The following is a 24,776-nucleotide window of genomic DNA, read 5'->3' as shown; positions in this document are numbered from 1 at the left end:
ACCGGTCACCTACCGTGCCGGCATGGACGACGACCTGCGGGTGCAGCCCTGGCACGGGGGCGACTGGACGGTGCCCCCGGCCGACGTCGCCGAGGACGGACCGGACCTCCTGGTCACCGCGATCGAGGGCAGCGACGCCTGGCGGCACACCAGCTACGGGTTCGTGCACGACGACGCCCATGCGCTGCTGGCCCCCCTGCCGTCCCCCGCGGCGGTGGAGGTCACCTTCGACCTGGGGTGGGACCGCCAGTTCGACCAGGCCGGGCTGGTGCTGCGTGCCGGCGCCGACACCTGGCTCAAGGCCGGCGTCGAGGTCTCCGACGGCGTCCCGCAGGTCGGTGCGGTCGTCACCCTCGGCCGCTCGGACTGGTCGGTGGCGCCGGTGCCGGAGTGGGCCGGCCGCCGGGTCACCGTGCGCGCCAGCCGCAGCGCGGACGCGGTGACCGTCCGGGCGCGGGTGGACGACGAGCCGTTCCGGCTCGTCCGGCTCGCCCCGTTCCCGGCCGACGCCGTCGTCGGGGCCGGGCCCTACTGCTGCGCACCCACCCGCGCCGGCCTGGTCGTCCGGTTCCGCCACTGGGCGACCGGCCCCGCGGACGCGACGCTGCACTGACGCCCCGGGCCGGGCGATGATCGTCCGGTGGACGACACCGTGACCCTCGGCATCACCGGATCCACCGGCCACCTCGGGAGCCGGATCGCGCGACGGCTGGCCGCCGCCGGCGTCGCCCAGCGGTTGCTGGTGCGCGACCCGGCACGGGCGCCGCAGCTGCCCGCCAGCACGGTGGCCGTCGCGGCGTACGACGACGCGGCGGCGCTGCGGGCGGCGCTGGCCGGGCTGTCGACCGTGCTGATGGTGTCCGCCGCCGAGCACCCCGACCGGGTCGGTCAGCACCGCACCTTCGTCGACGCCGCGGCCGACGCGGGGGTGCAGCACCTGGTCTACACGTCGTTCCTCGGCGCGGCCCCGGACGCCACCTTCACCCTGGCCCGCGACCACTGGGCCACCGAGGAGCACGTCCGGGCGCGCGGGCTGCGGGCGACCTTCCTTCGCGACTCGCTCTACGCCGACTTCTTCCCGGCCCTCACCGGCGAGGACGGCGTCATCCGCGGTCCGGCCGGCGACGGGCGGGTGGCCGCCGTGGCGCAGGACGACGTCGCCGACGCCGCGGTCGCGGTGCTCCGGGACCCCGTCCCGCACGCCGGCGCGACCTACGACCTGACCGGCCCGACGGCGCTCAGCATGGCCGAGGTGGCGGAGACGATCACCGCCGTCACCGGGCGGCCCGTGCGGTACGCCGAGGAGACGCTCGAGGAGGCGTACGCGTCGCGAGCCCCCTACGGCGCGCCGCCCTGGCAGGTGGACGCCTGGGTGTCGACCTACACCGCCATCGCGGCGGGGGAGCTGGCCACCGTGTCCACCGCCGTCGCAGACCTGACCGGGCACCCCGCCCGCACGCTCGCCGAGGTGCTCCGGCCGGCCTGAGACCGCGCTGCGGGCGCGCCACGCCCCGGCAGCGCTTGACGGTGCGGGCACCCAGGAACATGCTCGGTGTGCGACATTCCACCAGTTGTTCAGATATCGCACAACGGAGCCCGAGCGGGCCCCGGGTCTGGGAGCCGTCCGTGCACACCTCACCGTCCCCGCACCCCGAGCCGCGGGGCGTCCCGTCGTCCTGCCCGGGACCCCGGCGGTGACCGCGCTGGCGGGCACCGGTGCGCCCGGCGAGGTGGACGTCGACATCGACGACGTCCGCCGGGCCCTCGAGCACTACGCGACCAAGGGCTGGAGCGACGGCCTGCCGGTCATGCCGGTGACCGAGAGCTACCTGGCGGAGTTCCTGGCCACCACCGACCAGGACCCCTCGGACGTCGTGTTCGAGATGCCGCACCTGCGCCGCACCTGCACGGTGCGGGCGGCGGCGATCAACGCGGCCATGGCCGGCTGCCTGCCCGAGTACTTCCCGGTGGTCCTCGCCGCCTGGGCGGCGCTGACCGTCGACGGCTACCCGGTGCGCGGCATCTGGCAGAGCACCACCGGCACCGCCCCGCTGCTCATCGTCAACGGGCCGGTGCGCGACCGGATCGGGCTCAACAGCCGGGGCAACGTCTTCGGCTCCGGCTTCCGGGCCAACGCCACGATCGGCCGGGCCATCCGGCTGACCGCGATCAACGTCTTCGGCCTGCGTCCGCACGAGCTGGACCAGGCCACCCAGGGGACGCCGGCGAAGTACACCGCCTGCATCGCGGAGAACGAGGAGCTGAGCCCCTGGGCCCCGCTGCACGTCGAGCACGGCATGGACCCGGCCGACAGCGCGGTCACCGGCATGGTGGTGCGCTCCGTGCTGCACATCGAGGCCCGGCACACCGTCGTCCCCGAGCAGCTGGCGCTGGACCTGGCCGGCACGCTGTCCCGCACCGGCGCGCTGATCCACGAGACGATCAGCGGCTGCCTGGTGCTCGGTCCCGAGCACGCCCAGCTCTTCGCCAGCCACGGCTGGAGCAAGGCCGACGTCCGGCAGGCGGTGCACGAGCGGGCCTGGAACAGCCGCGCCGACCTGGTCGCCGTCGGCAAGGACGCGGTCTCCCGCAGCACCCGCTGGCGGGTGCCCGCCGAGCACCCCGACGCCGTCCCGGACCGCGCGGCGGAGGCCGGCAGCGACCGGGTGCACGTCCTCAACTCGCCCGACGCACTGCTGGTGGTCGTCGCCGGCGCCAACAACGCCGGCGTCTCCGCCGTCGTCGAGACCTTCGGCCCGCGCGGCGACGCACCCGCGATCGCCCGCGTGGCCGCACCCCGTCCCTGAACCGCCCACCCGAGAGGAAACCCCGCGATGAGCACCGTGGACACCACCGGAGCGCCGCCGGCGGCCGGCGACGACCAGGCCGTGGACGACGCGCTGCAGGGCCTGCGGGCCGTGCTGGCCGCCGACGGCTACGAGCTGGGCTGGACCCGGCAGGGCGGCACCGACCTCGTCGTCCGGGTCGTGGCCGGCGACGGCGCCTGCGAGGACTGCCTGGTCCCGGAGGCCGTGATGCAGTCGATCCTCACCGACGCGCTGACGTCGACGCCGTACACGGTGGCCCGGGTCGAGCTGCCGGCCGGGGCGAAGTGACATGACCCGCGAACTCCTGCTCGACCCCACCGGCAGCGGTGACGGGGCCGGCGACACCGGGCTGGCCCCGCGCCGGCGCAGCCTGCGCGGCGCCCGCATCGGCCTGCTCGACAACACCAAGCCGAACGCGTCGGTCGTGCTCGCCGAGGTGGCCCGCCAGCTGCGCCGCGACCACGACATCGGCGAGGTGACCACGTACGTCAAGGGCTACTTCGGCACGCCGGTCGAGGAGAGCCAGATCCAGCAGATGCTGAAGAACTGCGACTTCGTCGTCGCCGGGATCGGCGATTAGGGCTCCTGCAGCGCGGCCAGTGTGGCCGACGGAGTCCTGCTGGAGCGGGCCGGGATGCCCGCAGTCAGCATCTGCACCGACGCGTTCCAGATCCCGGGCGAGGCGATGGCCAAGGCCTACGGCTTCCCCGGCTACCAGTTCGTCACGGTCCCGCACCCGCTGGCGAGCCTGTCCGAGCAGCAGATCAGCGAGCGGATCTCCGCGGTGCTGCCGCGGCTCGTGGGCATCCTCGCCGCCGGCTGAGCGGCGCGCAGGGACCTCCCCCCGGCACCGGCCGGTGCCGGGGGGAGGATCCTGGGCCGTGATGCCCGACCACCGGCCGACGAGGTGACCGACACGGACGAGGACGAGCCCCGGGAGCCCGGGGACCACTTCGCCAAGACCTTCGCCCGCGGGCTGGAGACGATCCGGGCGTTCAGCCCGGAGCAGCCCGAGCTGTCGGTCAGCGACGTCGCCCGCACGACCGGCATGCCGCGGGCCGCGGCGCGGCGCTTCCTGCTGACCCTGCTCGACCTCGGCTACGTCGGGGTCACCGCCGACCGGCGGTTCTTCCTCCGGCCGGCGGTGCTCGAGCTGGGCTTCACCTACCTGTCCACGTTGTCGCTGCCGGAGCTGGCCCGGCCGCGGCTGGTCGAGCTGACCGCCGAGCTGGGGGAGACCACCAGCCTGGGTGTGCTGGACGGCGACGACATCGTCTACGTCGCGCACGTGCCGGTCCGCCGCACGTTCAGCGCCGGCATCGCCGTCGGCACCCGCGGGGCGGCCCACCTGAGCTCGCACGGGCGGGTGCTGCTCGGCGCGCTGCCGCCGGCCGAGCTGGAGTCCTTCCTCGCGCGGGTGCGCCTCGAGCCTCGGACCCGGCACACGGTGCCCGACCGGGAGGCGCTGCGGCAGCGGATCGAGGAGGCCCGCGACCAGGGCTGGTGCGCCGTCGACGAGGAGCTCGAGGACGGCGTCACCTCCATCGCCGTCCCGGTGCACGGGCCGGACGGCGACGTCGTCGCCTCGCTCAACCTGGCCAGCCACAGCAACCGCGAGTCGGTGCGGGCCCGGCGCGCGCAGAGCATCGCCGCGCTGCAGCGGACCGCGGCCGCGCTGACCGGGGAGCTCCGGCTGGTGGGCGGGGCCGCAGGCACCCGCAACCGCCTGTGAGCCCCCGGCCACGGCAGGATGGCCCGGTGACCAGCGTGCCGGCCCCGGCGTCCGCCCCCCACCTGGCGTCCCGGCTGCAGGGCTTCGGGACGACGGTGTTCGCCGAGATGAGCGCGCTGGCGGTGGCGACCGGCTCGATAAACCTCGGGCAGGGCTTCCCGGACCGGCCCGGGCCGGCCGAGGTGCTCGACGTCGCCCGCGCCGCGATCGGCACCGCCCACGACCAGTACCCGCCCGGCCCGGGGCAGCCCGACCTGCGGGCGGCGATCGCCGAGCACCACCAGCGGTTCACCGGGCTGGTCTACGACCCGGCCGATGAGGTGCTGGTGACCGCCGGCGCCACCGAGGCGCTGACCGCCGCGCTGCTGGCCCTGCTCGAGCCCGGCGACGAGGTCGTGCTGTTCGAGCCGATGTACGACAGCTACGCCGCCGCGGTGGCGATGGCCGGCGGCGTGCTGCGCCCGGTGCCGCTGCGCCCGCCGCCGGTCGCCGCCGGCGAGGTCAGCAGCGCGCCGTGGACCTTCGACGAGGCCGAGCTGCGCGCGGCGGTGACCCCGCGGGCCCGGCTGCTGCTGCTCAACACCCCGCACAACCCGACCGGCAAGGTGTTCACCCGGGACGAGCTGGCGGTGCTGGCCGACGTGGCCGAGCGCGCCGACCTGGTGGTGCTCACCGACGAGGTCTACGAGCACCTGGTGTTCACCGGCGCCAGGCACGTCCCGCTCGCCACCCTGCCCGGCATGCGGGACCGCTCGCTGGTCGTCGGCAGCGGAGGCAAGACCTTCAGCACCACCGGCTGGAAGATCGGCTGGGTCTGCGGCCCCGCGCCGCTGGTGTCCGCCGTCCGGACCGCGAAGCAGTTCCTCACCTACGTCAACGGCGGGCCGTTCCAGCCGGCGATCGCCGCCGGCCTCCGGCTGCCCGACGCCTTCTTCCGGCACGTGGCGCACGACCTGGAGCAGCACCGCGACCTGCTGGTCACCGGGCTGGCCGAGGCCGGGCTGCCGGTGGTCAGCCCCGAGGCCACCTACTTCGCCACGGTCGACGTCCGGCCGGTGCAGCCCGACGGCGACGGGCTGGCGTTCTGCCGCGCGCTGCCCGCGCGCGCCGGCGTGGTCGCCGTCCCGGCCGGGGTGTTCTACGCAGCCGAGCACGCCGGGCTGGGCCGGCACCTGGTGCGGTTCGCGTTCTGCAAGACCGAGGAGGTCCTCGGGGAGGCCGTGGCGCGGTTGAGGAGGATGGCGTGAGGATCGCGGCGGTGCAGCACGACATCGTGTGGGAGGACCGGGCGGCCAACTTCGACCGGCTCGCCCCGCAGGTCGCCCGGGCCGTGGGCGCCGGCGCGGAGCTGGTGCTGCTCAGCGAGACCTTCTCCACCGGGTTCTCGATGACGCCGGGCATCGGCGAGCCCGAGGGCGGGTTGTCGGCGCAGTTCCTGGCCGGCCAGGCCGCCCAGCACGGGGTGTGGGTGGCCGGCACCTGCCCGGAGGTGGGCCCCGACGGCGGGCTGCCGTACAACTCCTTCGTGCTGGCCGGGCCGGACGGCAGCACCCACCGGTACCGGAAGCTGCACCCCTTCGCGTCCGAGCGGGACCGCTTCCGCTCCGGCGAGGGCCCGGTGACCGTGCAGGTCGGCGACCTGCGGGTCACCCCGTTCATCTGCTACGACCTGCGGTTCGCCAACGTGTTCTGGGCGGCCGGCCCGGGCACCGACGTCTTCCTGGTGCCGGCGAACTGGCCGGCGGCGCGGCGGCACCACTGGACGTCGCTGCTGCAGGCCCGGGCGATCGAGAACCAGGCCTACGTGGTCGGCTGCAACCGGGTGGGCGTGGCCGGCGACGGCACCGACCACGCCGGCGACAGCCGCGTCGTCTCGCCGATGGGGGAGCTGCTGGCCACCGCGTCGGGAGTGGAGACGATCGTGCTGGCCGACGTCGACCCCGCCGAGGTCGCCGCCACCCGCGACCGCTTCCGCTTCCTCGCCGACCGCCGCCCCTGACCCCACCCGGCCCCGGAGATGGCCATCTCCGGGCTGCTGTGCACGCCGAAGATGGCCATCTTCGGCCCCGGGGTCCTTCGTCAGAAGTTGCCGCGGGCGGCCTGTTCGCGCTCGATGGCCTGGAACAGCGCCTTGAAGTTGCCGATGCCGAAGCCCAGCGAGCCGTGCCGCTCGATCAGCTCGAAGAACACCGTCGGCCGGTCGCCGAGCGGCTTGGTGAAGATCTGCAGCAGGTAGCCGTCCTCGTCCCGGTCGACCAGGATGCCGCGCTGCTGCAGCTCCTCGACCGGCACCCGCACCTCGCCGATCCGGGCCCGCAGCGCGGGGTCGGAGTAGTAGGAGTCCGGGGTGCCGAGGAAGACGACGCCCTCGGCCCGCAGCGCGTCGACCGTCCCGACGATGTCGGAGGTGGCCAGCGCGACGTGCTGCGCGCCCGGGCCGCCGTAGAACTCCAGGTACTCGTCGATCTGCGACTTCTTCCGGCCCACCGCCGGCTCGTTGAGCGGGAACTTGACCCGGTGGTTGCCGTTGGCCACCACCTTGCTCATCAGCGCGGAGTAGTCGGTGGCGATGTCGGCCCCGACGAACTCGGCCATGTCGGTGAAGCCCATGACCCGGTTGTAGAAGTCGACCCAGCGGTCCATGGCGCCCAGCTCGACGTTGCCGACGACGTGGTCGATCGCCTGGAACAGCCGGCGCGGTGCCCCGGGCCGCCGCTGGAACGACGACGAGCGGGCGACGAAGCCGGGCAGGTACGGCCCGGAGTACCGGGACCGGTCGACCAGGGTGTGCCGGGTGTCGCCGTAGGTGGCGATCGCGGCCAGCCGCACCGTGCCGTGGTCATCGGTGAGGTCGTGCGGCTCGCTGAGCACCGTGGCGCCGCTGGCCCGGGCGTGAGCGATGCAGGCGTCGACGTCCGGCACGCCCAGTGCGATGTCGGCGATGCCGTCGCCGTGCCGCCGGTGGTGGTCGGCCAGCGGGCTGGCCGGGTCGTAGGCGCCGGTGACGACGAAGCGCGCCGCGCCGCTGGTCAGCACGTAGGCGTGGTGGTCGCGGTTGCCGGTCTCCGGGCCCGAGTACGCCACCAGCTCCATGCCGTACGCGGACTGGAAGAAGTGCGCGGTCTGGGTGGCGTTGCCGACGACCCAGACCAGCGCGTCCCAGCCGCTGACCGGGAAGGGGTCCCGCGAGGCGTCGTAGTCGACCAGGCCGACCAGCTGCTGCAGCTCCTCGAGGCTCAGGGAGGCCAGCCGCTCGTCGTCGGTGAGGGTCTGCTCGAGGGTCACGGCTGCTCCTCGGATCGGGGTGGACCGGTGCAGGCAGAGCACACCGCGGCAGCCCGGGGCTGCGCAATCAGCCCGGCAGCAGCTGGTCGGCCGGTACATCCGCACCCCCTGGACGGCCGTCCTACTGTGCAAGGAGGCCGGTTGTGACGGCGATCACCGGGAGGACACCGCGATGGCGACGCTGGACACCCTCGACGTGGCCCTGCTGCGGGCGCTGACCGAGCACCCGCGGGCCGGTGCGCTGGAGCTGTCCCGCCGGCTGGGGGTCGCCCGGGGCACGGTGCAGGCCCGGCTGCAGCGGCTGGAGGACTCCGGCGTCGTCACCGGCTACGGCCCGGACGTCGACCTCGCCGAGGCGGGCTTCGGCGTGCAGGCCTTCGTCACCCTGGAGATCGCCCAGGGCGCGCTGGACGACGTCGCCGCCGACCTCACCGCGATGCCCGGGGTGCTGGAGGCGCACGCGACCACCGGCTCCGGCGACGTGCTGTGCCGGGTCGCCGCCCGGTCGCACGGGGAGCTGCAGCAGACGCTGCTGCAGCTGGGCCGGTCCGGCTCCGTCGTCCGGTCGACCAGCGTCGTGGCGCTGTCGGAACTGGTGCCCCGGCGGGTGCTGCCGCTGCTGGCCGCCGCGGGCGCGCCCCCGGCCCGGGCCCCCGGTCACCGCGGCGGCTGACCCGCCGCCGGGCACGGACGGCACGCGGGCTGGGAGGATGGTGCGCATCGGTGCCGCCACGGGGCCGACGACGTCGAGATGTGCAGGAGCAGCAAGATGCCGCAGGGCACGGTCAAGTGGTTCAACGCCGAGAAGGGCTTCGGGTTCATCGAGCCCGACGACGGCGGGCAGGACGTCTTCGCGCACTTCTCCGCGATCGCCGACGACGGCGGCTACCGCAGCCTTGACGAGGGCCAGCGGGTCGAGTACACGGCCAGCCCCGGTGACCGCGGGATGCAGGCCGACTCCATCCAGCCGCTGGGTGGCGGCGGCCGTCCGCCGGCGCGCGAGGAGCGCGGCCACCGCGACGACCCGCGCCAGGTGCGCGCGCCCCGGGCCCCGCGGGGCGGCGGCGGTGGCAGCGAGGGCACCGTGCGCTGGTTCAACGCCGAGAAGGGGTTCGGGTTCATCGAGCCCGACGAGGGCGGCGACGACGTGTTCGTGCACTTCTCCGCGATCGCCGACGACGGCGGCTACCGCAGCCTGGACGAGGGCCAGCGCGTCTCCTACACCGCCAGCCCCGGCCAGCGCGGGCTGCAGGCCGACTCGGTCCAGCCGCTCGGCGGCGGCCGGGCGCCCTCCCGCGACGACCGGCGGGACGACCGGCGCGACGACCGGCGGCCGAGCGCCCCCCGGGGCGGCGCGTCCCGCGGCGGCGGCGGTGCCGAGGGCACCGTGCGCTGGTTCAACGCCGAGAAGGGCTTCGGGTTCATCGAGCCCGACGGCGGCGGCGAGGACGTCTTCGTGCACTTCTCCGCGATCGCCGACGACGGCGGCTACCGCAGCCTGGAGGAGGGCCAGCGGGTGGAGTTCTCCGCCAGCCCCGGCCAGCGCGGCATGCAGGCCGACCACGTCCAGCCCCTCGGCGGCGGCGGCCGGCCGCCGGCCCGCGACGACCGGCGCGACGACCGCCGGCCTGCGGCCCCGCGCGACCGGGGCGCCCGCGCACCCCGCGGCGGCGGCGCCACCGGCCAGGGCACGGTGCGCTTCTTCAACGCCGAGAAGGGCTTCGGGTTCATCGAGCCCGACGACGGCGGCGACGACGTGTTCGTGCACTTCTCCGCGATCGCCGACCGGGGCGGCTACCGCAGCCTGGACGAGGGCCAGCGGGTCGAGTACTCCGCCAGCCAGGGCGACCGCGGCATGCAGGCCGACTCGGTGGACCCGCTCTGACCTGAGCGGGCGGCCGGGATGGCGGTGCACGTCGGGACGTCGGGGTGGAGCTACGACCACTGGGACGGCGTCCTGTACCCGCCCGGCACCCGGCCGGCCGACCGGCTCGCGCACTACGTCCGGCGGTTCGACACCGTCGAGCTCAACGCCAGCTTCTACCGCTGGCCCCGGACGACGGCGTTCGCGAGCTGGCGGCGCCGGCTGCCCCCGGGCTTCCAGCTCTCGGTCAAGGCCCCGCGCGGCCTGACCCACGCCAAGCGGTTGTACGCGCCCGAGGCGTGGGTCGACCGGCTGGTCGCCAGCTGGCACGAGCTGGGCGACCGCCGCGCCGTCCTGCTGGTGCAGCTGCACCCCGCGCACGAGCGGGACGACGCCCGGCTCGACTTCCTCCTCGGGCGGCTGCCGCACTGGATGCGGGTGGCGGTCGAGTTCCGGCACCCGAGCTGGCAGGACGAGGCGGTGTACGCGCTGCTCGAGCGGCACGGCGCGGCCTACGTGGTGACCAGCGGCGCCGGGCTGCCCTGCGTGCTGCGGGCGACGGCGCCCTTCGTCTACGTGCGGCTGCACGGCCCGGACCCGGTGCACCTCTACGCCGGGTCGTACCCCTCCGACGACCTGCGCTGGTGGGCCGACCGGGTGCGGGAGTGGGCCGGCAGCGGCCGGGACGTGTTCGCCTACTTCAACAACGACGGGCACGGGCACGCGGTGCGCAACGCCGAGGAGCTGCGCGGCCTGCTCGGCTGACCGGTCAGCGGGCCGGGCCGGTGCCGAAGTCGCCGAAGGGGCCGGGGGGTGGCGGCGCGACCGGCGTCTCCCGGAGCTCCCGGCCGGCGGCGTCGCGGGTGCGCAGCGTCCGGGCCCCCTCCGGCACGGAGGCCACCGCGCTGCCGTCGGTGAGCCGCAGCTCGTCCAGCAGCCGGCCGGCGCCGTCGAGCACCTCCGCGGAGAAGGCCTCCGGCGGGGCGGTCACCACCAGCCAGCGGCCGTCGTCGGTCTGGCCGAGCCCGGGCAGCGCCACGTCGCAGACCCGGGCGATGGTCAGCGAGGCGACCTCCGTCGTCCCGGCCGGGGTCTGGGTGCCGCAGGTGACGCCGCTGCCGCCCACGCCGGCCCGGGTGGTGACCACCAGCGCGCCGCCCGGGCTGCGCGCGACCAGCACGGCGACCGTCCCGGTGCCGCGGGTGAGCGGCAGCCCGGCCGACCACAGCAGCTCCGGCTGCAGGGCGGCCGGTTCGACGCCGAGCGGCACCGCGAGGTCGGTGAGCGCCGCCGCGACCACCTGGGGGTCGGGCGTGCCCGGTCCCGGCCGCACCGAGGACAGCTCGGGCACCGAGGCGGCGGCGGGGTCCGCGCCACGCCAGTCGACGCCGGAGCGGTACACCTCGCGGCCCTCCCGGGTGACCCGGACCGACAGCGCCGGGCCCAGCCGGGTCGTCGTCGCCGGCACCACCGCGAGGCCGTCCGCGGTGCCGACGGGCGTGTAGGTGCGCCCGACCGTCCCGCGCGGCCCGGTCATCAGCCGCGGTGACACCGCGATGACGTCGCCCGGCGCGGTGACCACGACGAGGGTCGCGGCGCCGGGGCCGCCGAGCAGCAGGCTCACCGGCCGGCCCCGGCCCAGCTGGCGCGGGACCTGGGGCACGAGCTCCTCGGGCCGCGCGCCCACCGGGCCGGTCAGCCACACGCCGCGGAAGTCCTCCAGCACCGTGCCGACGACGAGGGCGACCCGGCCGTGGGGGGTGTCCGCGGCCAGCACCACCTCCCGCTCGGCGGGCGGCGGCGCCTCGAGCGACCCCCAGCCGACGGTGCGCAGCGCGGCCAGCAGCGGCTCGTCGCCGGCCAGCGAGCCGCGGGCCGGGCCGGTGAGCACCGGCACGGCGGGCAGCGCCGGCTCCACCGGCCGCGGCGCGGCGACGGCCGGGACGGCGAGGGTGGCCGGCTCGGCCGGCGGGTCGGGCGCCCAGCGGGCCAGCGGGACGGCCACCCCGGCCAGGCACGCCGCGGCGACGGCACCGGCGGCCAGCCGGCGGCGGGCACCGGTGCGGCGGACGGCCAGGTCGGTGAGGGACTCCTCGGCGGTGAGCCGCCACCGGCCGGAGGCCGCGGCGAGCCGGGCCAGCTCCCCGGCCAGCCGCTCCTCCAGCGGCCGCTCGGCCCCGGCGCGCTCGAACACGCTGGGTGCCAGGGCCGCGCGCAGCTGGGCCAGGCCCCGCGCCGCCTCGGCGGCCACCTCGGGAACCGTGCGGTGCAGCAGGGCGGCGGTCCGCTCCTCGCCCAGCCCCTCGTGCCAGCGCAGCACGACCACCGCCCGGGTGACCGGCGCCAGCCCGCGCAGCGCCGTCGCCAGGTCGGGGCCGGCCGGCCCGGGGACGGCGGCCGCGGGGAACTCCTCGATGACCTGCTCGGCGCGGGCCAGCCGGCCCCACCGGCTCGTCGCACCCGCGGCCAGGCTGCGGAGCACGGCGGTGTCCCGGTCCGCGGGGGAGCAGCGGCGGGCCCGGCGGAGCGCGCGCTGGACCAGCTCCTCGGCTGCGGCCCGGTCGCCGGTCAGCAGCAGCGCGGTGCCCAGCAGGTCCGGCCGCCGGGCGGTCACGAACGCGCGGAAGGCAGCGTCGACGTCGTCCACCTGCCGCTCCTCTCGCCGTCCGTGCCCGGTCTTCGTACCCGGTCGGCGGCCGGTTCACCGCACCCTTGACCACCGACCGCTGTAACGGTGTAATCGTGGTGCCGAGGGCAGGAGCCGACATGGTCGTCGAGTACGTCCGCTACCGCATCGCCGAAGACCGGTGGGAGCAGTTCCTGGCCAGCTACGGCCGGGCCGCCGCCGTGCTGGCCCGGGCGCCCCAGTGCGTCGACTACGAGCTCAGCCGCTGCGTCGAGGAGCCCGCCGCCGTCGTCCTGCGGATCACCTGGACGTCGGCCGCCGACCACCTGCAGGGCTTCCGCGGCGGCGAGCTGTTCGGGGGGTTCCTGGCCGCGGTGCGCCCCTGGGTGGGCGACATCGAGGAGATGCGGCACTACGCCCGCACCCCGGTGCGCGGGGCCGGGGCGTCGGTGCCCTCGCTGCACGACTGGGCCGGCGGCACCGCGGCGCTGGAGCGGCTGACGACGGTCTTCTACCGGCACGTGATCGCCGACGACGTGGTCGGCCCGCTGTTCGCCGGGATGGACGACGAGCACCCGCGGCACGTGGCGATGTGGCTGGCCGAGGTGCTCGGCGGGCCGGACCGGTACACCCGCGAGCGCGGCGGCTACCCGGCGATGCTCGGCCACCACCTCGGCAAGGGGATCACCGAGGCGCAGCGCCGCCGCTGGGTGTCGCTGCTGCCGGACGCCCTGGACGAGGCCGGCCTGCCCGACGACCCGGAGTTCCGGGCGGCGTTCGTCGGCTACGTCGAGTGGGGCACCCGGCTGGCGCTGACCAACTCGCAGCCGGGCGCCGCGGTGGTGACCGACGCGCCGGTGCCGCACTGGGGCTGGGGCGTGGCCCCGCCCTGGCAGGGCTGAGCGCTCAGGAGGCGCTGGCGAGCCGGGCGAAGCCCTCGTCCAGCGGGACGCGGGGCGACCAGCCCAGCGCCGCCCGGGTGCGGCGCTGGTCGAACCAGTGCGCGGTGGCCAGCTGCTCGGCGAGGAACCGGGTGAGCGGCGGGGTGTCCCGGCGCCGGGTCGCCGCCCACACGCCCTCGACCACCGCGCCGGCCGCCCAGGCGAGCGGGAACGGCACGTGCCGGGTGGGCACCGGCACGCCCGCCGCCCGGCACAGCCGGGCGATCACCTCGGCCACCGGCCGCGGTTCGCCGTTGGAGACGACCAGCGCCTCGCCGTGCACCGGTCCGCAGGCGTCGACCGCTGCGACGAGCGCGTCGGCGGCGTTGTCGACGTACGTGGTGTCGATCAGCGCCGCACCGGAGCCGATCAGCGGCAGCCGCCCGGACCGGGCCCGGTCGACGATCCGCGCGACCAGCTGGGTGTCACCCGGGCCCCACACCAGGTGCGGCCGGACCGCCAGCACGGCCAGCGACGCGGAGTCCGCGGCCAGCGCGACGAGCTCGGCGACGGCCTTGGAGCGGGAGTAGTGCCCGCGGGCGCGGGCCGGGTCGGCGGGTCCGGCCCCCGCACCGACCAGCGCCGAGCCGCCGTGCGCGACCGAGGGGGAGGAGACGTGCACCAGCCGGCCGACCCCGGCCCGCCGGCAGGCGTCGAGCACGGTGCGGGTGCCGGCGACGTTGGCCCGCTCGTACTCGGCCCAGCGGCCGGTGACGTCGACCTTCGCGGCGAGGTGCAGCACCGCGTCCTGGCCCGCGACCGCCCGAGCGACGGCGCCGTCGTCGGCGACGTCGCCGAGCACCTCGCGGAACGGCAGGCCCGCGCTGCGGCGCTGCAGCACGGTGACCTCGTCGCCGCGCCGGGCCAGCGCGGTCGCGGCGGCCCGGCCCAGCATCCCGCTGGCCCCGGTCACGAGCACCCTCATCGGCCGGCCAGCACCCGCGCCGCCCGCCGGGCCACCTCGCGCCGGTCGATCTTCGACTGGTGCCGGATGTCGACCGGCAGCGCACCGGTGACCAGCACCGCCGCCACCTCGACCCCGGCGGCGGCGCGCACCGCGTCGGCCAGGTCCGGGTCGGCCGGCGCGGGCCGCCGCGGCCCACCGGCGGCCGGGACGACGACCACGACGACCGCCTGGGTGCCCGCAGGGCCGACGCCCACGACCGCGGCGGACGCGACGCCGGCCAGCGACTCCACCCGCTGCTCGACGCCGACCGGCGTGACGACCCCGGCCGCGGTGGTGACCACGTGCGGCAGCCGGCCCTCGATCCACAGCCGGCCGTCGGCGTCGAGGTGCCCGACGTCGCCGGTGCGGTGCCAGCCGGGGTCGCGGGAGGACGCGCGCTCGGTGGCCCACAGGGCGTCGTAGCGGTCCTTGACGTGCGCGGCCCGGACGCAGACCTCACCGGTGGTGCCCGGCTCGGCGGTCAGCGCGCCGTCGGCGTCGCCCGCGGGCGACAGCGGGCTGACCCGCACCTCCACCCCGGCCAGCGGCCGGCCGACGCAGACGCCGTCCCCGGGCCCGGCCGCCGCGATCTCGGTGGCGGAGACGTCGGTGACCGGCAGCGCCTCGGTCATCCCGTACGGGGTGTGCGCCTCCGCGGCCGGCAGCACCTCGCGCAGCTGCTGCAGCAGGGCCAGCGGCACCGGGGCGCCCGCGGACATCAGCAGCCGCACCCGGCCCAGCGCCGCCCGCTGGTCGCCGGTCAGCGCGCCGGCGGTGGCCACCACCCGGCGCAGCGCGGCGGGGGAGGCGAAGACGACGGTGCCGCCGACCGCGGCCGCCGCGTCGGCCAGCTTCGCCGCCGTCAGCGAGCCCGGGGTGGTCACGTCGACGTCCGGGACGGCCGAGCCGATGCCCAGGGCCGGGCCGAGGATGGCGAACGGCGCGAAGGCGGCCACCAGCCGGTCGTCGGGCCCCAGCCGGTAGGTGCTGCGGACCAGCTGCAGCTGGGCCTGGGCCTGCCGCCGGGTGTAGACGACGCCCTTGGCCGGCCCGGTCGCGCCGGAGGTGAACAGCACGGCGCAGTCGGCGTCGGCCGGGCCCTCGGCCGGTGCCGGCGCGGTGCGGCCGCGCTCCTCCAGCTCGGCGAGCGTGTGCGTGGCGCCGAGCGCGCGGGCGGCCCGCGGCGAGGTGCCCGCCGCGATCCGCAGCCCGGGCAGCCGCATGGCGCGGGCCGCGGCCAGGCCGGGCGCGCCGCCGATGACCGCGTCGACGCCGGCGCTGCGCAGCGCCCGGCGCATGCCGCGCAGGCCGAGCCCCTTGTCCGCGACGACGACGACCCCGCCGGCCCGCCAGACGGCGTAGACCGAGGCGGTCAGGTCGGCCGAGGGCTCGACGAGCAGCCCGACCCGGTGCCCGGGCGCGACGCCGACGGCGGCCAGCCCGGCAGCCAGGTGCTCGACCCGGCGGTGCAGCTGCGCCCAGCTGACCGTGCCGCCGCCGACCTCGACCACGGCGGGGGAGCCGTCGTCCGCGCGCTCGGCCAGCGCGCCCCACGGGGTGCCGGGCGGGGCACCGGCGGGGGCGGGCGCCGGCCGGCTGGCGTCCAGGTCGGTGACCCAGGTGGCGATCGCCGCCGCGTACTGCGGTGCGTCCTCGGGCAGCAGGTGCGAGGCGCCCTCGTACCGGTGCAGCGAGGCGTGCGGCAGCCGCTCGCGCAGGTCGGCCAGGTACCGCTCGCCGAACACCGGGTCGCGCGGGCCCCACAGCAGCAGCGCCGGGACGTCGAGGTCGCGGATCCCCTCGGCGATCGCCTCCTGGGCCGCCCGCGAGGGGTGGTCGCGGGAGAAGGGGATGTCGGCGACGAAGTCACCCACCGCGCGGCGGCGGGCCGGCGACCCGTAGGGCGCGGCGAAGGCGTCCCGGACGGCGGCGGGCAGCGGCGGCCAGGACAGCGCGGTGGTGGCCCGGACGAACACCGGCGTGCCGACGGTGACCGCGGCGCGCACGCCGGGGGCGTGCGCCAGCCGGATGAGCGCGGGGCCGAGGTCGCCCTCGGGCATGGCGACGGCGGTGTTGCCCAGCACGACGCCGCGCAGCTGGTCGCGGTGCTGCAGCGCCCAGCCCAGCGAGATGACCCCGCCCCAGTCGTGGCCGACGGTGACGACCGGGCCGGTGAGGCCGAGGGCGGCGGTGAGGTCGCCGAGGTCGGCGACCCGTTCGGCCAGCGACCGCGGCGCGTCCAGCCGCTCGGAGAACCCCATGCCCAGCTGGTCGACCGCGACGACCCGCCAGCCGGCCGGGGCGGCGTCGAGCAGGCGGCGCCACAGGTAGGACCAGGTCGGGTTGCCGTGCACGCACAGCAGGGTGCCGACCGGGTCGGGGACGCCGTTGTCCAGCAGGTGCCAGTCGTGCGTCGTCCCGGTCGCGTCGGTGACCGGGACGTGCCGGGACCAGGCGGGGTCGAGCCCGGGGAGGTCGGCGGGGAGGGTGGTGGCGGCCCTCACCAGGCGATCTCGAGGCAGGAGGCGTTCAGGCCCGAGCCGATGCCCATCAGCAGCACCCGGTCGCCGTCGACCAGGGAGTCCTGCTCGCCGGCGAGGGTGAACGGCACCGACGCAGGGCCGAGGTTGCCGCGGGTCGGGAACGTCCGGGGCACCCGGGACTCGTCGATGCCGAACCGCTTGCACATGGCCGCGGTGTGCACCTTGGAGACCTGGTGGATGACGTAGCGGTCCATGCCGCCGGCCCAGTCGAACTCGGCGGCGGCCTCGGTCCACATGTCCATCGACAGCTCGAGCCCGGCGTCCAGCAGGCCCTTGAGGTCGGTGCGCATCATCTCGTTGTCGCCCACGCACAGCTCGTGGTGCTCGGTGGCGGCGCGGCTGACGGACCCGACCATCCGGTGGCCCTCGGGGTGCCGGTCGGTGCGGCCCAGCACCATGGCGGCCGCGCCGGCGCCCAGGGTGAGCGTGGCGAACTCGGCGAGCACGTCCTTGCTCGTGGTGCCCGGGCCGTTGAGCCGGGCGATGGTGTTCTCCTGGGCGGTCTGCGGGTCCTCGCCGTTGACGATCAGCGCGTGGTCGATCATCCCGGAGTCGATCATCGCGGCGGCCAGCTCCATGCCGTTGACGAAGCCCAGGCAGGCGTTGGTGACGTCGAAGTTCTGCGCGGAGCGCGGCAGGCCGAGCGCGGAGTGGACGGCGACGGCGGTCGAGGGCTCCAGGTGCTTGCGGCTCACCGAGGTGTTGATCATCAGGCCGATGTCAGCCGGGTCGACGCCGCTCTCGCTGATGGCCTTGGCACCGGCCATGGCCGCGCCGTCGACGAAGGTGACCCCCTCGGCCCACCAGCGGCGCTCGGTGATCCCGCACAGCCGCTCGAGCAGGCCGGGGCGCAGGCCGACCCGCTGGTAGGTCTCCAGCAGGCGGTCGTCGAGGGCGTCGGAGGTGACGACCTGCGAGGCGTCGGCCGTCTGGACGGTCAGGATGCTGGTGTTGCGGAAGTGGTGCGTGGCATTGCCACTCATGGGCAGGGTCCAGTCGTCGGGAGGGCCGACTCTTCCACGTACGCCGCCCTGTTCCGTCAGCCAGTACCCGGGCCCGCCACCGGTATGCCACCCGGTGGCCACCTGCCTGTCTGCTGCGTCACGTCCCGGACGCGCGGCGCCCGCCCGGGTCCGGTGCGGTGGCCGGACCCGGGCGGACCGGCTCAGCGGCGCGGAGCCCGCACGTCGAGGTCCTGGTCGACCCGGACGACCGCGTACTCGTTGTCGTCGGGCACCCCGGCGGTGCGCCCGGCGGATCCCGGGAAGTTGTTGTCGTTGCCCACGACGATGGTGTGGTCGTCGAGCACGGCCAGCTGCTCGATCGTGACGAAGGGGAAGGTGAGGAAGGAGCCCGGAGCCCCGGCGATGCCCGCCGGGTCGGGGATGGCCAGCAGGTTCACCAGCAGCTGCTTGTCGGCGAAGCCGTCCCGGTCGCGGTCGCGGGTGTCGATCAGGTAGACGGCCTTGAGCCGGGCCTCCGGGCCCTGCGCGTTGTCCCGCTCGATCACCAGGAAGCGGTGGTCGTCCAGCGCGACGAGGTCGCCGATGGCGTCACCGGGGCTCTCCAGCCGGAACTGGGCCTTGATCCCGGTGTACTCCTCCTTGCGGGTGTCGAAGGAGTAGATGCGCAGCGTCTGCGGGTCGTCACCGGCCACCGCGCCCTCGAGCATCGGGTACAGGGTGCGGCCGTCCGGGGAGAGCGCCATGCCCTCGAAGCCCTTGCTGGACCCGATCGTCGGCTGCCCGCCGGCCAGGTCGGGGGCGTCGGGGGAGCGGACGCCGGACGGGGCGACGGGAGCCGACAGCACCCGGCCCTCGGCGTCGGTGTGCACCAGCGAGGGGCCGAACTCCTCGCCGAACCAGAACGTGCCGTCGGGCAGCTGCTGGAAGGACTCCGGGTCGAGGTCGGCGCCGGTCAGCCGGCGGTCCGCGCGGGTGAGGGGCTGCGGGAGCAGGTGGTCCGGGTCGGACAGGCCGAACCCGCCCACCACGGCGACCTCGCCGCCGACCGGGTCGATGCGCAGCCGGTTGACCCGCAGCAGGTAGTCGCCGCTGTTGGCCTTGGTGCCGTAGCCGTTGTCGGACAGCACGAGCGCCTCACCGTCGCCCTGCGGCAGCAGCCCGGAGAAGCCCTGGACGGGCTGGGCGGCGAACGGCGCGTCGACGCCGTTCGCGTCGGCCACCAGCGACCCGGAGGGGACCTCCTCGCCGAAGGTGAGGGCCGGCAGCACGGCGCGGCCGACCAGCTCGGCCTGCTGGACGCCGGAGCCGGCGGGCTCCGGCGCGGGCGGACCGGCGAGCGCCGGGACGGCGAGGCCGCCGACGAGGAGCCCGACCAGCGCGGTGGCGCCGGCGAGGGGGAGGGGGCGGGGACGACGCACGGGAGGACCTCCAGGGGGTGCACGGCGGACGTCCAGGACGCTGCACGGCGGGGGCGGACGCCGGACGGCGGGCGCGTGCACGCTCCGCGACGCAGCCGTGAACGCCGTGCGTGTGGCCCCGCGGTCGCCGCGGGTAGGCGCGGGACGAGACCGCGCCCGACGGGCGTGGCGCCACCCCGTGGAGGTCCCGTGAGCACCGTGCCCGAACCCGCCGTCGACGAGACCCTCGGAGAGCTGGAGGTCGTGCACCTCTTCACCGGTGCGATGCCGACCGGGGTGAGCGTCTCCGACAGCGGCCGGGTCTTCGTCTGCTACCCGAAGTGGGGCGACGAGGTGGTCTTCACCGTCGGGGAGCTGCGCGACGGCGAGGTCGTCGCGTACCCGACCCAGGAGCTCAACGACGCCCGCTCGGACGCCGACCCGGAGCGGCTGGTGTCGGTGCAGAGCATCGTCGTCGACCCGGCCGACCGGCTGTGGCTGCTGGACACCGGCAGCCCCGTGTTCCAGCCGACCGAGCACGGCGGCCCGAAGCTGGTCTGCGTCGACCTGGCCACCGACGCGGTCGTGCAGACGATCCTGTTCCCGACCGACGTCGCGCTGCCCACCACCTACCTCAACGACGTCCGGTTCGACCTGCGCCGGGGCGAGGCCGGCACGGCCTACGTCACCGACTCCTCCGACCAGGGCCCCAACGGCGTCGTCGTGGTCGACCTGGCGTCGGGGGAGAGCTGGCGGCGGCTGCACGAGCACCCGGCGACCAAGGCGGTGACCCCACCGGACCTGCGGATGGTGGTCGAGGGCCAGGAGTTCATCGAGCGGGCCGGGGACGGCAGCACCTCGCCGATCCGGATGGGCGCCGACGGCATCGCGATCACCGCCGACGGCAGCCGGCTGTTCTGGTGCCCGATGGCCGGCCGGCGCTGGTACAGCGTCTCCGTCGACGCGCTCACCGACCGCTCGCTGGACGACGACGCCGTGGCGGCGACGGTCGTCGACGAGGGCGACAAGGGCTGCGTCAGCGACGGCCTGGAGACCGACGACCATGGCCGGCTGTACGTGACCGACGGCGAGCACGACGCGGTCCACCGCCGGCTGCCCGACGGGACGTGGGAGACCGTCGTCCACGACCCGCGGCTGCTCTGGCCGGACACCATGTCCGTCGCGGCGGACGGGCACCTGTACGTGACGGCGAACCAGCTGTACCGGCAGGACAAGTACCGCGGTGGGGCGGACCAGCGCCGCCCGCCGTACGTGCTCTTCCGGACGCCGATCGACGCAGGTCCGGTCCGGTTGCGCTGAGGTCGGCCCGTGGCCGGGCGGCTCAGAAGGTGACGGGCAGCTCGTCGATGCCGAACACGAAGGAGAGCTGGCGGAAGCTCAGCTCCTCCTGCGGCACGGCCAGGGCGAGGTCCGGGAACCGGCGCAGCAGCGCGGGCAGCACGATGCGCAGCTCCATCCGGGCCAGCTCGGCCCCGATGCAGCGGTGGATGCCGTGGCCGAAGGCCAGGTGCCCGCTGGCCGGGACCCGGGTCGGGTCGAAGGACTCCGGGTCCGGGCCGGCCGACGCCGGGTCGCGGTTCGCGCCGCTGAGCGAGGCGATGACGACGTCGCCGGCGCGCAGCTGGTGGCCGGCGATCTCCAGGTCGTGCTTGGCGAAGCGGGGGAAGGCCACCTGCACGACCGACAGGTAGCGCAGCAGCTCCTCCACCACCCGGTCGACGTCCTTGCGGGTGCCGGTGCGCACCAGCTCGGCGTGCGCCGGGTCGCGCAGCAGCACCATCGTCGACAGCGAGATCATCCCGGCCGTCGTCTCGTAGCCGCCGGTGAAGACGCCGTCGGCCAGGCCGGCCAGGTCGACGTCGGAGATCAGGTCGCCCTCGTCCCGGATGATCTGGCCGATCAGCCCGGGGCCGGGCTCCTTGCGCTGCCGGGCGACGGCGTCGAAGAGGAACTCCCGCTGCTCGGAGACGGCCCCGAAGGCGCCCGCGGCGCCGCCGGTGGCGTCGAAGCGCTGCACGCCGAGGCGGGCGAACGCGTCGCGGTCGTCCAGGTCGAGGCCGAGCAGCGCGCAGATCGTCTGGAACGGGACCGGGAAGGACAGCAGCCTGGCCAGGTCCGCGCCCGGGCCGGCCGCCTCGAGCTCGTCGAGCTGCTGCTCGACGAAACGCTCGATCATCGGCTCCAGCCGGGCCAGCCGGCGCATCGTGAACTCCGGCGTCACGATCTTGCGCAGCCGGGTGTGCACCGGGGCGTCGGTGAAGCCCAGGCCGCCGACGTCGTCGGCGGTGGTCGGGCCGGTGCCGGGCAGCAGGTGCCGGATGTCGTTGCTGTAGCTGTCCCGGTCGGCGAGCACGGCGCGCACCTGGGAGTGGCCGGTGACCAGGTGCACCCGGAAGTCGAAGGGCAGCTTGAGCCGGTGCACCGGGTCGGTGGCGCGCAGCTGGGCGAGCCGGGGGACCGGGTCGGTGCCGACCCGCTGCAACGGCACCTTGGCCCGCTCCGGGATGAACGTGAGCGCCGACAGGTCGATGCCCTTGCGCTGGATGCGGCGGGCGAGGACGCGGCCGGCCCAGGCGCGGGCGCGGGACCTCACCGCGGGCGCGACGCGGCGGCCCCGCAGCCGACGGCGGGCCGTGGGGGAGGTGCGCTGGCGGTGCAACCGGTCCGGGGTGCCGAACACGTGGCCCCTTCCGGGATGTCGAGGTCGATGGTGTCTGCTTACTCCAGCACGGCGACGGTGATCAAGGCCGCCACGCCCTCGCGGGCGGGCGCACGTCACTGGCGCCCCATCCGGAACGCCCGCCGGCCGGTTCGGGCGCGCGGCCGGTGGCTACCGGGGGGAGGTGACCACCCGCCTGCGCTTCGACGGCTGGATCCTCGGGCTCGGCACCACGTCGGGCACCCGGGTGGTGCTGGGCCACTGGCCGCGCTCGCCACTGGGCCCGATGTCGGACGTGATGGTGCAGCGGCCCGACGGCACCCGGGTGCTGCTCGCGCCCACCGCCGAGGTGGCCGACTTCGTCGCCGCCACCTACACCTTCGACGAGGTGCGGCTGACGCCGGTGACCGTCGACCGGCCCGACGACCGCACCTGGACCGTGGCCGCCGGACCGCTGCGGCTGCGGGTGCGCACCGGCGGCCGACCGGTGCTCGGCCGGCTGCTGCGGGCGGTGCCGCCCCGGCTGGCCCGCAGCCCGGCCTGGGTCGGCCTGCTCGACCGGCCCGCCCGGCTGACCACCGGCCTGCGCACCCGCGGCTCGGCCGGCGGCGGCCGCACCGAGTGGTACGGCGTCCAGGACCTGCACGTCCTGGACGGGGTGCAGGCGAGCTGGGACGGCGAACCGCTCGGCGCGCTCACCGACGTTCGGCCGCCGGTCACCTTCGGCTTCGGCTCGGTGCCGCCCCGGCCCAGCGTCGTCCGGGTGACCACGACGGTGCAGGTGCCCTGAGCAGGTCAGCCGACGACCACGTCCCACTCCCGGACCGTCCAGCCGGTGACCAGGCCGTGCGCGACGTAGGGGTCGGCCGCGGCGAACCGCTCGACCACCTCGCGCGGGGCGGTCCACACCAGCAGGGCCCGGTCGTGCGGGTGCGGCAGCGCGCCGCCGAGCAGCAGCTCACCGCGGTCGTGGGCGGCGCGGGCCAGGGCCAGGTGCTCCTCGCGCAGCGCGGCCCGCCGCTCCAGGTAGTCGTCGGCCAGGGCGTACTCGAGGACCAGGTGCATGCCCCCGACCCTCACACACGGCCGGGCGGAACGGCGCCACCCGGTTTCCCCGGCGGCGGTCCGGGCACTGGCCAGCCCACGAGCTGTCCCACCAGGAGGCACCATGCGCGCGATGACGTACCGCGGCCCGTACAAGCTGCGGGTCGAGGAGAAGGACAGGCCCCGGATCGAGCACCCCAACGACGCCGTCGTGAAGGTGCAGCTGGCCGCCATCTGCGGCTCCGACCTGCACCTCTACCACGGGATGATGCCGGACACCCGGGTCGGCCACACGTTCGGCCACGAGTTCATCGGCGTGGTCGACGAGATCGGGCCGTCGGTGGAGGACCTGCAGGTCGGCGACCGGGTGATGGTGCCGTTCAACATCTTCTGCGGGTCGTGCTGGTTCTGCGCCCGCGGCCTGTACTCCAACTGCCACAACGTGAACCCGAACGCCACGGCGGTGGGCGGCATCTACGGCTACTCGCACACCACCGGCGGCTACGACGGCGGGCAGGCGGAGTACGTGCGGGTGCCCTTCGCCGACGTCGGCCCGGTGAAGATCCCCGACTGGATGCACGACGAGGACGCCGTCCTGCTCACCGACGCCGCGGCAACCGGCTACTTCGGCGCCCAGCTGGGCGAGATCGCCGAGGGGGACACGGTCGTCGTCCTGGGAGCCGGACCGGTCGGCCTGATCGCCGCGCAGTCGTCGTGGTTGATGGGCGCCGGCCGGGTGATCGTCGTCGACCACCTGCCCGAGCGGCTGGAGAAGGCCCGCACGATGGCCCACGCCGAGACCCTCGACTACGACGAGCACGACGACGTCGTGGTGGAGCTGAAGAAGCAGACCGACTTCCTCGGCGCGGACGTCGTCATCGAGGCGGTGGGCGCGGAGGCCGACGGCAACTTCCTGCAGCACGTGGCCGGCACCAAGCTCAAGCTGCAGGGCGGTTCCCCGGTCGCGCTCAACTGGGCCATCGACGGCGTCCGCAAGGGCGGCACCGTCTCGGTGGTCGGGGCCTACGGGCCGATCCCGAACGCGGTGAAGTTCGGCGACGCGCTGAACAAGGGCCTCACGCTGCGGATGAACCAGACACCGGTCAAGCGGCAGTGGCCGCGGATGTTCGAGCACGTCCGCAACGGCCACCTGACGCCGCGGGACATGGTCACCCACCGGTTCCCGCTGGAGGACATCTCCGAGGCCTACCACGTCTTCTCGGCCAAGCTCGACGGCTGCATCAAGCCGCTGATCCTGCCCAGTGCGTCCTGAGGGAGCGACCACCATGACCGAGTCCAGCACCAGCACCGGCGACGGCGTCCCCAGCGCCTACGTCCGGGACAAGCGCACGCCGCCGCCGAGCCGGGAGGAGCTGCGGGCGCGCATCCCCGGCTGGGGCGCCGACCTCGACCCCGCCGACCGGCCCTCGTACCCGAAGCTGCAGTACCCGGCGCAGACCGGCGCCCACTGGGACTTCCCGGACCGGCAGCCCGGGGCCGAGGGGCGGGAGCGCTCGATCGAGCACGCCTTCGTCACCCCGGCGTTCGGCACCGCGCAGCCGCTGCACGGGGTGTCCGGGGCCATCCGGCGGTTCGCCTACGAGCGCTTCAGCGAGGCCCGCAACGCGCACTGGCTGCTGCTCATCGCCGGCGACCGGGTCGACGCGTGGGGGAGCCACCTGCGCTCCTTCGCCTCCCTGCACCCGGACAACCCGGTCACCGAGACCGGCGTGCTCAGCGAGCTGTCGGCGAGCGGCTCGGCCCGCAGCGGCCGGTCCGACCGCCGGCACCACCTCCTCGACCCGCTCGTGGTGGGCGGTCCGTGGGTGGCCGGCGCCGGGGTGGCTTTCCTCGGGGTGCGGAAGGCGGTCCGGGCGCTGCGCGGCTGACCCGGTCGCACCGCCGCCGGGAGAGGACGCTGACCC

The 24,776-nt window shown here is 75.8% G+C and carries 23 protein-coding genes and 1 pseudogene; 16 read left to right on the top strand and 8 right to left on the bottom strand.

Annotation, left to right across the window (positions count from 1 at the left end; genetic code table 11):
- The first annotated feature begins 22 nt into the window (after nucleotides 1-22).
- The 8 genes and pseudogenes from HL054_RS08415 to HL054_RS08375 all read left to right on the top strand — a co-directional run bounded on the left by HL054_RS08415 (nucleotide 23) and on the right by HL054_RS08375 (nucleotide 6,559).
- Nucleotides 23-613, top strand: a complete 591-nt coding sequence (locus tag HL054_RS08415; protein WP_369138451.1) for a DUF1349 domain-containing protein — start codon at nucleotides 23-25, stop codon at nucleotides 611-613.
- Between the two features lie 27 nt (nucleotides 614-640).
- On the top strand, nucleotides 641-1,486 hold the full coding sequence (locus HL054_RS08410) for an SDR family oxidoreductase (protein WP_369138448.1): 846 nt from the start codon (nucleotides 641-643) through the stop codon (nucleotides 1,484-1,486).
- 208 nt (nucleotides 1,487-1,694) lie between these two features.
- Entirely contained in the window at nucleotides 1,695-2,807 is a 1,113-nt protein-coding gene (locus HL054_RS08405) for a hypothetical protein (protein ID WP_369138447.1), read from the top strand.
- A 27-nt stretch (nucleotides 2,808-2,834) separates the two neighbouring features.
- Nucleotides 2,835-3,116, top strand: a complete 282-nt coding sequence (locus tag HL054_RS08400; protein ID WP_369138445.1) for a hypothetical protein — start codon at nucleotides 2,835-2,837, stop codon at nucleotides 3,114-3,116.
- Between the two features lies 1 nt (nucleotide 3,117).
- Nucleotides 3,118-3,651, top strand: a pseudogene (locus tag HL054_RS22325) (UGSC family (seleno)protein).
- An 84-nt stretch (nucleotides 3,652-3,735) separates the two neighbouring features.
- Complete coding sequence (locus HL054_RS08385; RefSeq protein ID WP_369138440.1) at nucleotides 3,736-4,560, top strand: IclR family transcriptional regulator domain-containing protein; 825 nt, start codon at nucleotides 3,736-3,738, stop codon at nucleotides 4,558-4,560.
- Between the two features lie 26 nt (nucleotides 4,561-4,586).
- A complete protein-coding gene (locus tag HL054_RS08380) occupies nucleotides 4,587-5,807 on the top strand; it encodes a pyridoxal phosphate-dependent aminotransferase (RefSeq protein WP_369138439.1) in 1,221 nt (406 codons plus the stop codon).
- The gene (locus HL054_RS08375) at nucleotides 5,804-6,559 is read left to right on the top strand and encodes a nitrilase-related carbon-nitrogen hydrolase (protein WP_369138438.1); all 756 of its coding nucleotides are present in this window, start codon (nucleotides 5,804-5,806) and stop codon (nucleotides 6,557-6,559) included. The genes HL054_RS08380 and HL054_RS08375 overlap by 4 nt, the downstream gene beginning before the upstream one ends.
- An 80-nt stretch (nucleotides 6,560-6,639) precedes the next feature.
- On the opposite strand, the gene hppD is transcribed toward HL054_RS08375, so the two are convergent.
- Nucleotides 6,640-7,845, bottom strand: coding sequence for a 4-hydroxyphenylpyruvate dioxygenase (gene hppD / locus HL054_RS08370; RefSeq protein WP_369138437.1), 1,206 nt, complete (start codon nucleotides 7,843-7,845; stop codon nucleotides 6,640-6,642).
- A gap of 172 nt (nucleotides 7,846-8,017) precedes the next feature.
- Between hppD and HL054_RS08365 the strand changes: the two genes are divergently transcribed.
- The 3 genes from HL054_RS08365 to HL054_RS08340 all read left to right on the top strand — a co-directional run bounded on the left by HL054_RS08365 (nucleotide 8,018) and on the right by HL054_RS08340 (nucleotide 10,474).
- On the top strand, nucleotides 8,018-8,518 hold the full coding sequence (locus tag HL054_RS08365; RefSeq protein WP_369138436.1) for an Lrp/AsnC family transcriptional regulator: 501 nt from the start codon (nucleotides 8,018-8,020) through the stop codon (nucleotides 8,516-8,518).
- A 96-nt stretch (nucleotides 8,519-8,614) separates the two neighbouring features.
- The gene (locus tag HL054_RS22320) at nucleotides 8,615-9,730 is read left to right on the top strand and encodes a cold-shock protein (protein WP_440347926.1); all 1,116 of its coding nucleotides are present in this window, start codon (nucleotides 8,615-8,617) and stop codon (nucleotides 9,728-9,730) included.
- Nucleotides 9,731-9,748: 18 nt separating this feature from the next.
- Nucleotides 9,749-10,474: a DUF72 domain-containing protein gene (locus HL054_RS08340; protein ID WP_369138435.1), complete on the top strand. Its 726-nt coding sequence runs from the start codon at nucleotides 9,749-9,751 to the stop codon at nucleotides 10,472-10,474.
- A 4-nt stretch (nucleotides 10,475-10,478) separates the two neighbouring features.
- Here HL054_RS08340 and HL054_RS08335 read toward each other — a convergent pair whose 3' ends face one another.
- Nucleotides 10,479-12,356, bottom strand: a complete 1,878-nt coding sequence (locus HL054_RS08335) for a hypothetical protein (RefSeq protein ID WP_369138434.1) — start codon at nucleotides 12,354-12,356, stop codon at nucleotides 10,479-10,481.
- A gap of 119 nt (nucleotides 12,357-12,475) precedes the next feature.
- Here HL054_RS08335 and HL054_RS08330 point away from each other — a divergent pair, with 119 nt between their 5' ends.
- Complete coding sequence (locus HL054_RS08330) at nucleotides 12,476-13,237, top strand: group II truncated hemoglobin (RefSeq protein ID WP_369138433.1); 762 nt, start codon at nucleotides 12,476-12,478, stop codon at nucleotides 13,235-13,237.
- Nucleotides 13,238-13,241: 4 nt separating this feature from the next.
- Here the strand turns inward: HL054_RS08330 and HL054_RS08325 are convergent, their stop codons facing one another.
- The 4 genes from HL054_RS08325 to HL054_RS08310 all read right to left on the bottom strand — a co-directional run bounded on the left by HL054_RS08325 (nucleotide 13,242) and on the right by HL054_RS08310 (nucleotide 19,148).
- The gene (locus tag HL054_RS08325; protein ID WP_369138432.1) at nucleotides 13,242-14,201 is read right to left on the bottom strand and encodes an NAD-dependent epimerase/dehydratase family protein; all 960 of its coding nucleotides are present in this window, start codon (nucleotides 14,199-14,201) and stop codon (nucleotides 13,242-13,244) included.
- Nucleotides 14,198-16,726, bottom strand: coding sequence for an alpha/beta fold hydrolase (locus tag HL054_RS08320; protein ID WP_369138431.1), 2,529 nt, complete (start codon nucleotides 16,724-16,726; stop codon nucleotides 14,198-14,200). The genes HL054_RS08325 and HL054_RS08320 overlap by 4 nt, the downstream gene beginning before the upstream one ends.
- Nucleotides 16,723-17,748 carry a 3-oxoacyl-ACP synthase III gene (locus HL054_RS08315; RefSeq protein WP_369138430.1) on the bottom strand — a complete coding sequence of 342 codons (1,026 nt, stop codon included), beginning with the start codon at nucleotides 17,746-17,748 and terminating at the stop codon, nucleotides 16,723-16,725. Before HL054_RS08315 ends, HL054_RS08320 begins: the two co-directional genes overlap by 4 nt.
- 182 nt (nucleotides 17,749-17,930) lie before the next feature.
- Nucleotides 17,931-19,148: an esterase-like activity of phytase family protein gene (locus HL054_RS08310; protein ID WP_369138429.1), complete on the bottom strand. Its 1,218-nt coding sequence runs from the start codon at nucleotides 19,146-19,148 to the stop codon at nucleotides 17,931-17,933.
- 189 nt (nucleotides 19,149-19,337) lie between these two features.
- On the opposite strand from HL054_RS08310, the gene HL054_RS08305 reads away from it, so the two are divergent.
- Complete coding sequence (locus HL054_RS08305; protein WP_369138428.1) at nucleotides 19,338-20,447, top strand: L-dopachrome tautomerase-related protein; 1,110 nt, start codon at nucleotides 19,338-19,340, stop codon at nucleotides 20,445-20,447.
- 22 nt (nucleotides 20,448-20,469) lie between these two features.
- Here HL054_RS08305 and HL054_RS08300 read toward each other — a convergent pair whose 3' ends face one another.
- Nucleotides 20,470-21,828 carry a cytochrome P450 gene (locus HL054_RS08300; protein WP_369138427.1) on the bottom strand — a complete coding sequence of 453 codons (1,359 nt, stop codon included), beginning with the start codon at nucleotides 21,826-21,828 and terminating at the stop codon, nucleotides 20,470-20,472.
- A gap of 163 nt (nucleotides 21,829-21,991) precedes the next feature.
- Here HL054_RS08300 and HL054_RS08295 point away from each other — a divergent pair, with 163 nt between their 5' ends.
- Entirely contained in the window at nucleotides 21,992-22,597 is a 606-nt protein-coding gene (locus HL054_RS08295; RefSeq protein ID WP_369138426.1) for a hypothetical protein, read from the top strand.
- A gap of 5 nt (nucleotides 22,598-22,602) precedes the next feature.
- Here the strand turns inward: HL054_RS08295 and HL054_RS08290 are convergent, their stop codons facing one another.
- On the bottom strand, nucleotides 22,603-22,872 hold the full coding sequence (locus HL054_RS08290; protein ID WP_369138425.1) for a YciI-like protein: 270 nt from the start codon (nucleotides 22,870-22,872) through the stop codon (nucleotides 22,603-22,605).
- Nucleotides 22,873-22,975: 103 nt separating this feature from the next.
- On the opposite strand from HL054_RS08290, the gene HL054_RS08285 reads away from it, so the two are divergent.
- Together HL054_RS08285 and HL054_RS08280 are read left to right on the top strand one after the other, a co-directional pair.
- A complete protein-coding gene (locus HL054_RS08285) occupies nucleotides 22,976-24,124 on the top strand; it encodes a zinc-dependent alcohol dehydrogenase (protein ID WP_369138424.1) in 1,149 nt (382 codons plus the stop codon).
- A gap of 13 nt (nucleotides 24,125-24,137) precedes the next feature.
- On the top strand, nucleotides 24,138-24,740 hold the full coding sequence (locus tag HL054_RS08280; protein ID WP_369138423.1) for a hypothetical protein: 603 nt from the start codon (nucleotides 24,138-24,140) through the stop codon (nucleotides 24,738-24,740).
- Nucleotides 24,741-24,776 lie beyond the last annotated feature (36 nt).

Origin of the sequence: Modestobacter versicolor, from assembly GCF_041028285.1 — a bacterium.
Taxonomy (GTDB): domain Bacteria; phylum Actinomycetota; class Actinomycetes; order Mycobacteriales; family Geodermatophilaceae; genus Modestobacter; species Modestobacter versicolor_A.
This window is presented reverse-complemented; position numbering and strand designations above follow the sequence as displayed.

What these genes read in the sequence shown, in the direction of transcription:
- HL054_RS08315 (WP_369138430.1), bottom strand. Translation starts at nt 17,748, where the DNA reads ATGAGTGGCAATGCCACGCACCACTTCCGCAACACCAGCATCCTGACC.
- HL054_RS08330 (WP_369138433.1), top strand. Translation starts at nt 12,476, where the DNA reads ATGGTCGTCGAGTACGTCCGCTACCGCATCGCCGAAGACCGGTGGGAG.
- HL054_RS08290 (WP_369138425.1), bottom strand. Translation starts at nt 22,872, where the DNA reads ATGCACCTGGTCCTCGAGTACGCCCTGGCCGACGACTACCTGGAGCGG.
- HL054_RS08365 (WP_369138436.1), top strand. Translation starts at nt 8,018, where the DNA reads ATGGCGACGCTGGACACCCTCGACGTGGCCCTGCTGCGGGCGCTGACC.
- HL054_RS08325 (WP_369138432.1), bottom strand. Translation starts at nt 14,201, where the DNA reads ATGAGGGTGCTCGTGACCGGGGCCAGCGGGATGCTGGGCCGGGCCGCC.
- HL054_RS08400 (WP_369138445.1), top strand. Translation starts at nt 2,835, where the DNA reads ATGAGCACCGTGGACACCACCGGAGCGCCGCCGGCGGCCGGCGACGAC.
- HL054_RS08415 (WP_369138451.1), top strand. Translation starts at nt 23, where the DNA reads ATGGACGACGACCTGCGGGTGCAGCCCTGGCACGGGGGCGACTGGACG.
- HL054_RS08285 (WP_369138424.1), top strand. Translation starts at nt 22,976, where the DNA reads ATGCGCGCGATGACGTACCGCGGCCCGTACAAGCTGCGGGTCGAGGAG.
- HL054_RS08280 (WP_369138423.1), top strand. Translation starts at nt 24,138, where the DNA reads ATGACCGAGTCCAGCACCAGCACCGGCGACGGCGTCCCCAGCGCCTAC.
- HL054_RS08340 (WP_369138435.1), top strand. Translation starts at nt 9,749, where the DNA reads ATGGCGGTGCACGTCGGGACGTCGGGGTGGAGCTACGACCACTGGGAC.
- HL054_RS22320 (WP_440347926.1), top strand. Translation starts at nt 8,615, where the DNA reads ATGCCGCAGGGCACGGTCAAGTGGTTCAACGCCGAGAAGGGCTTCGGG.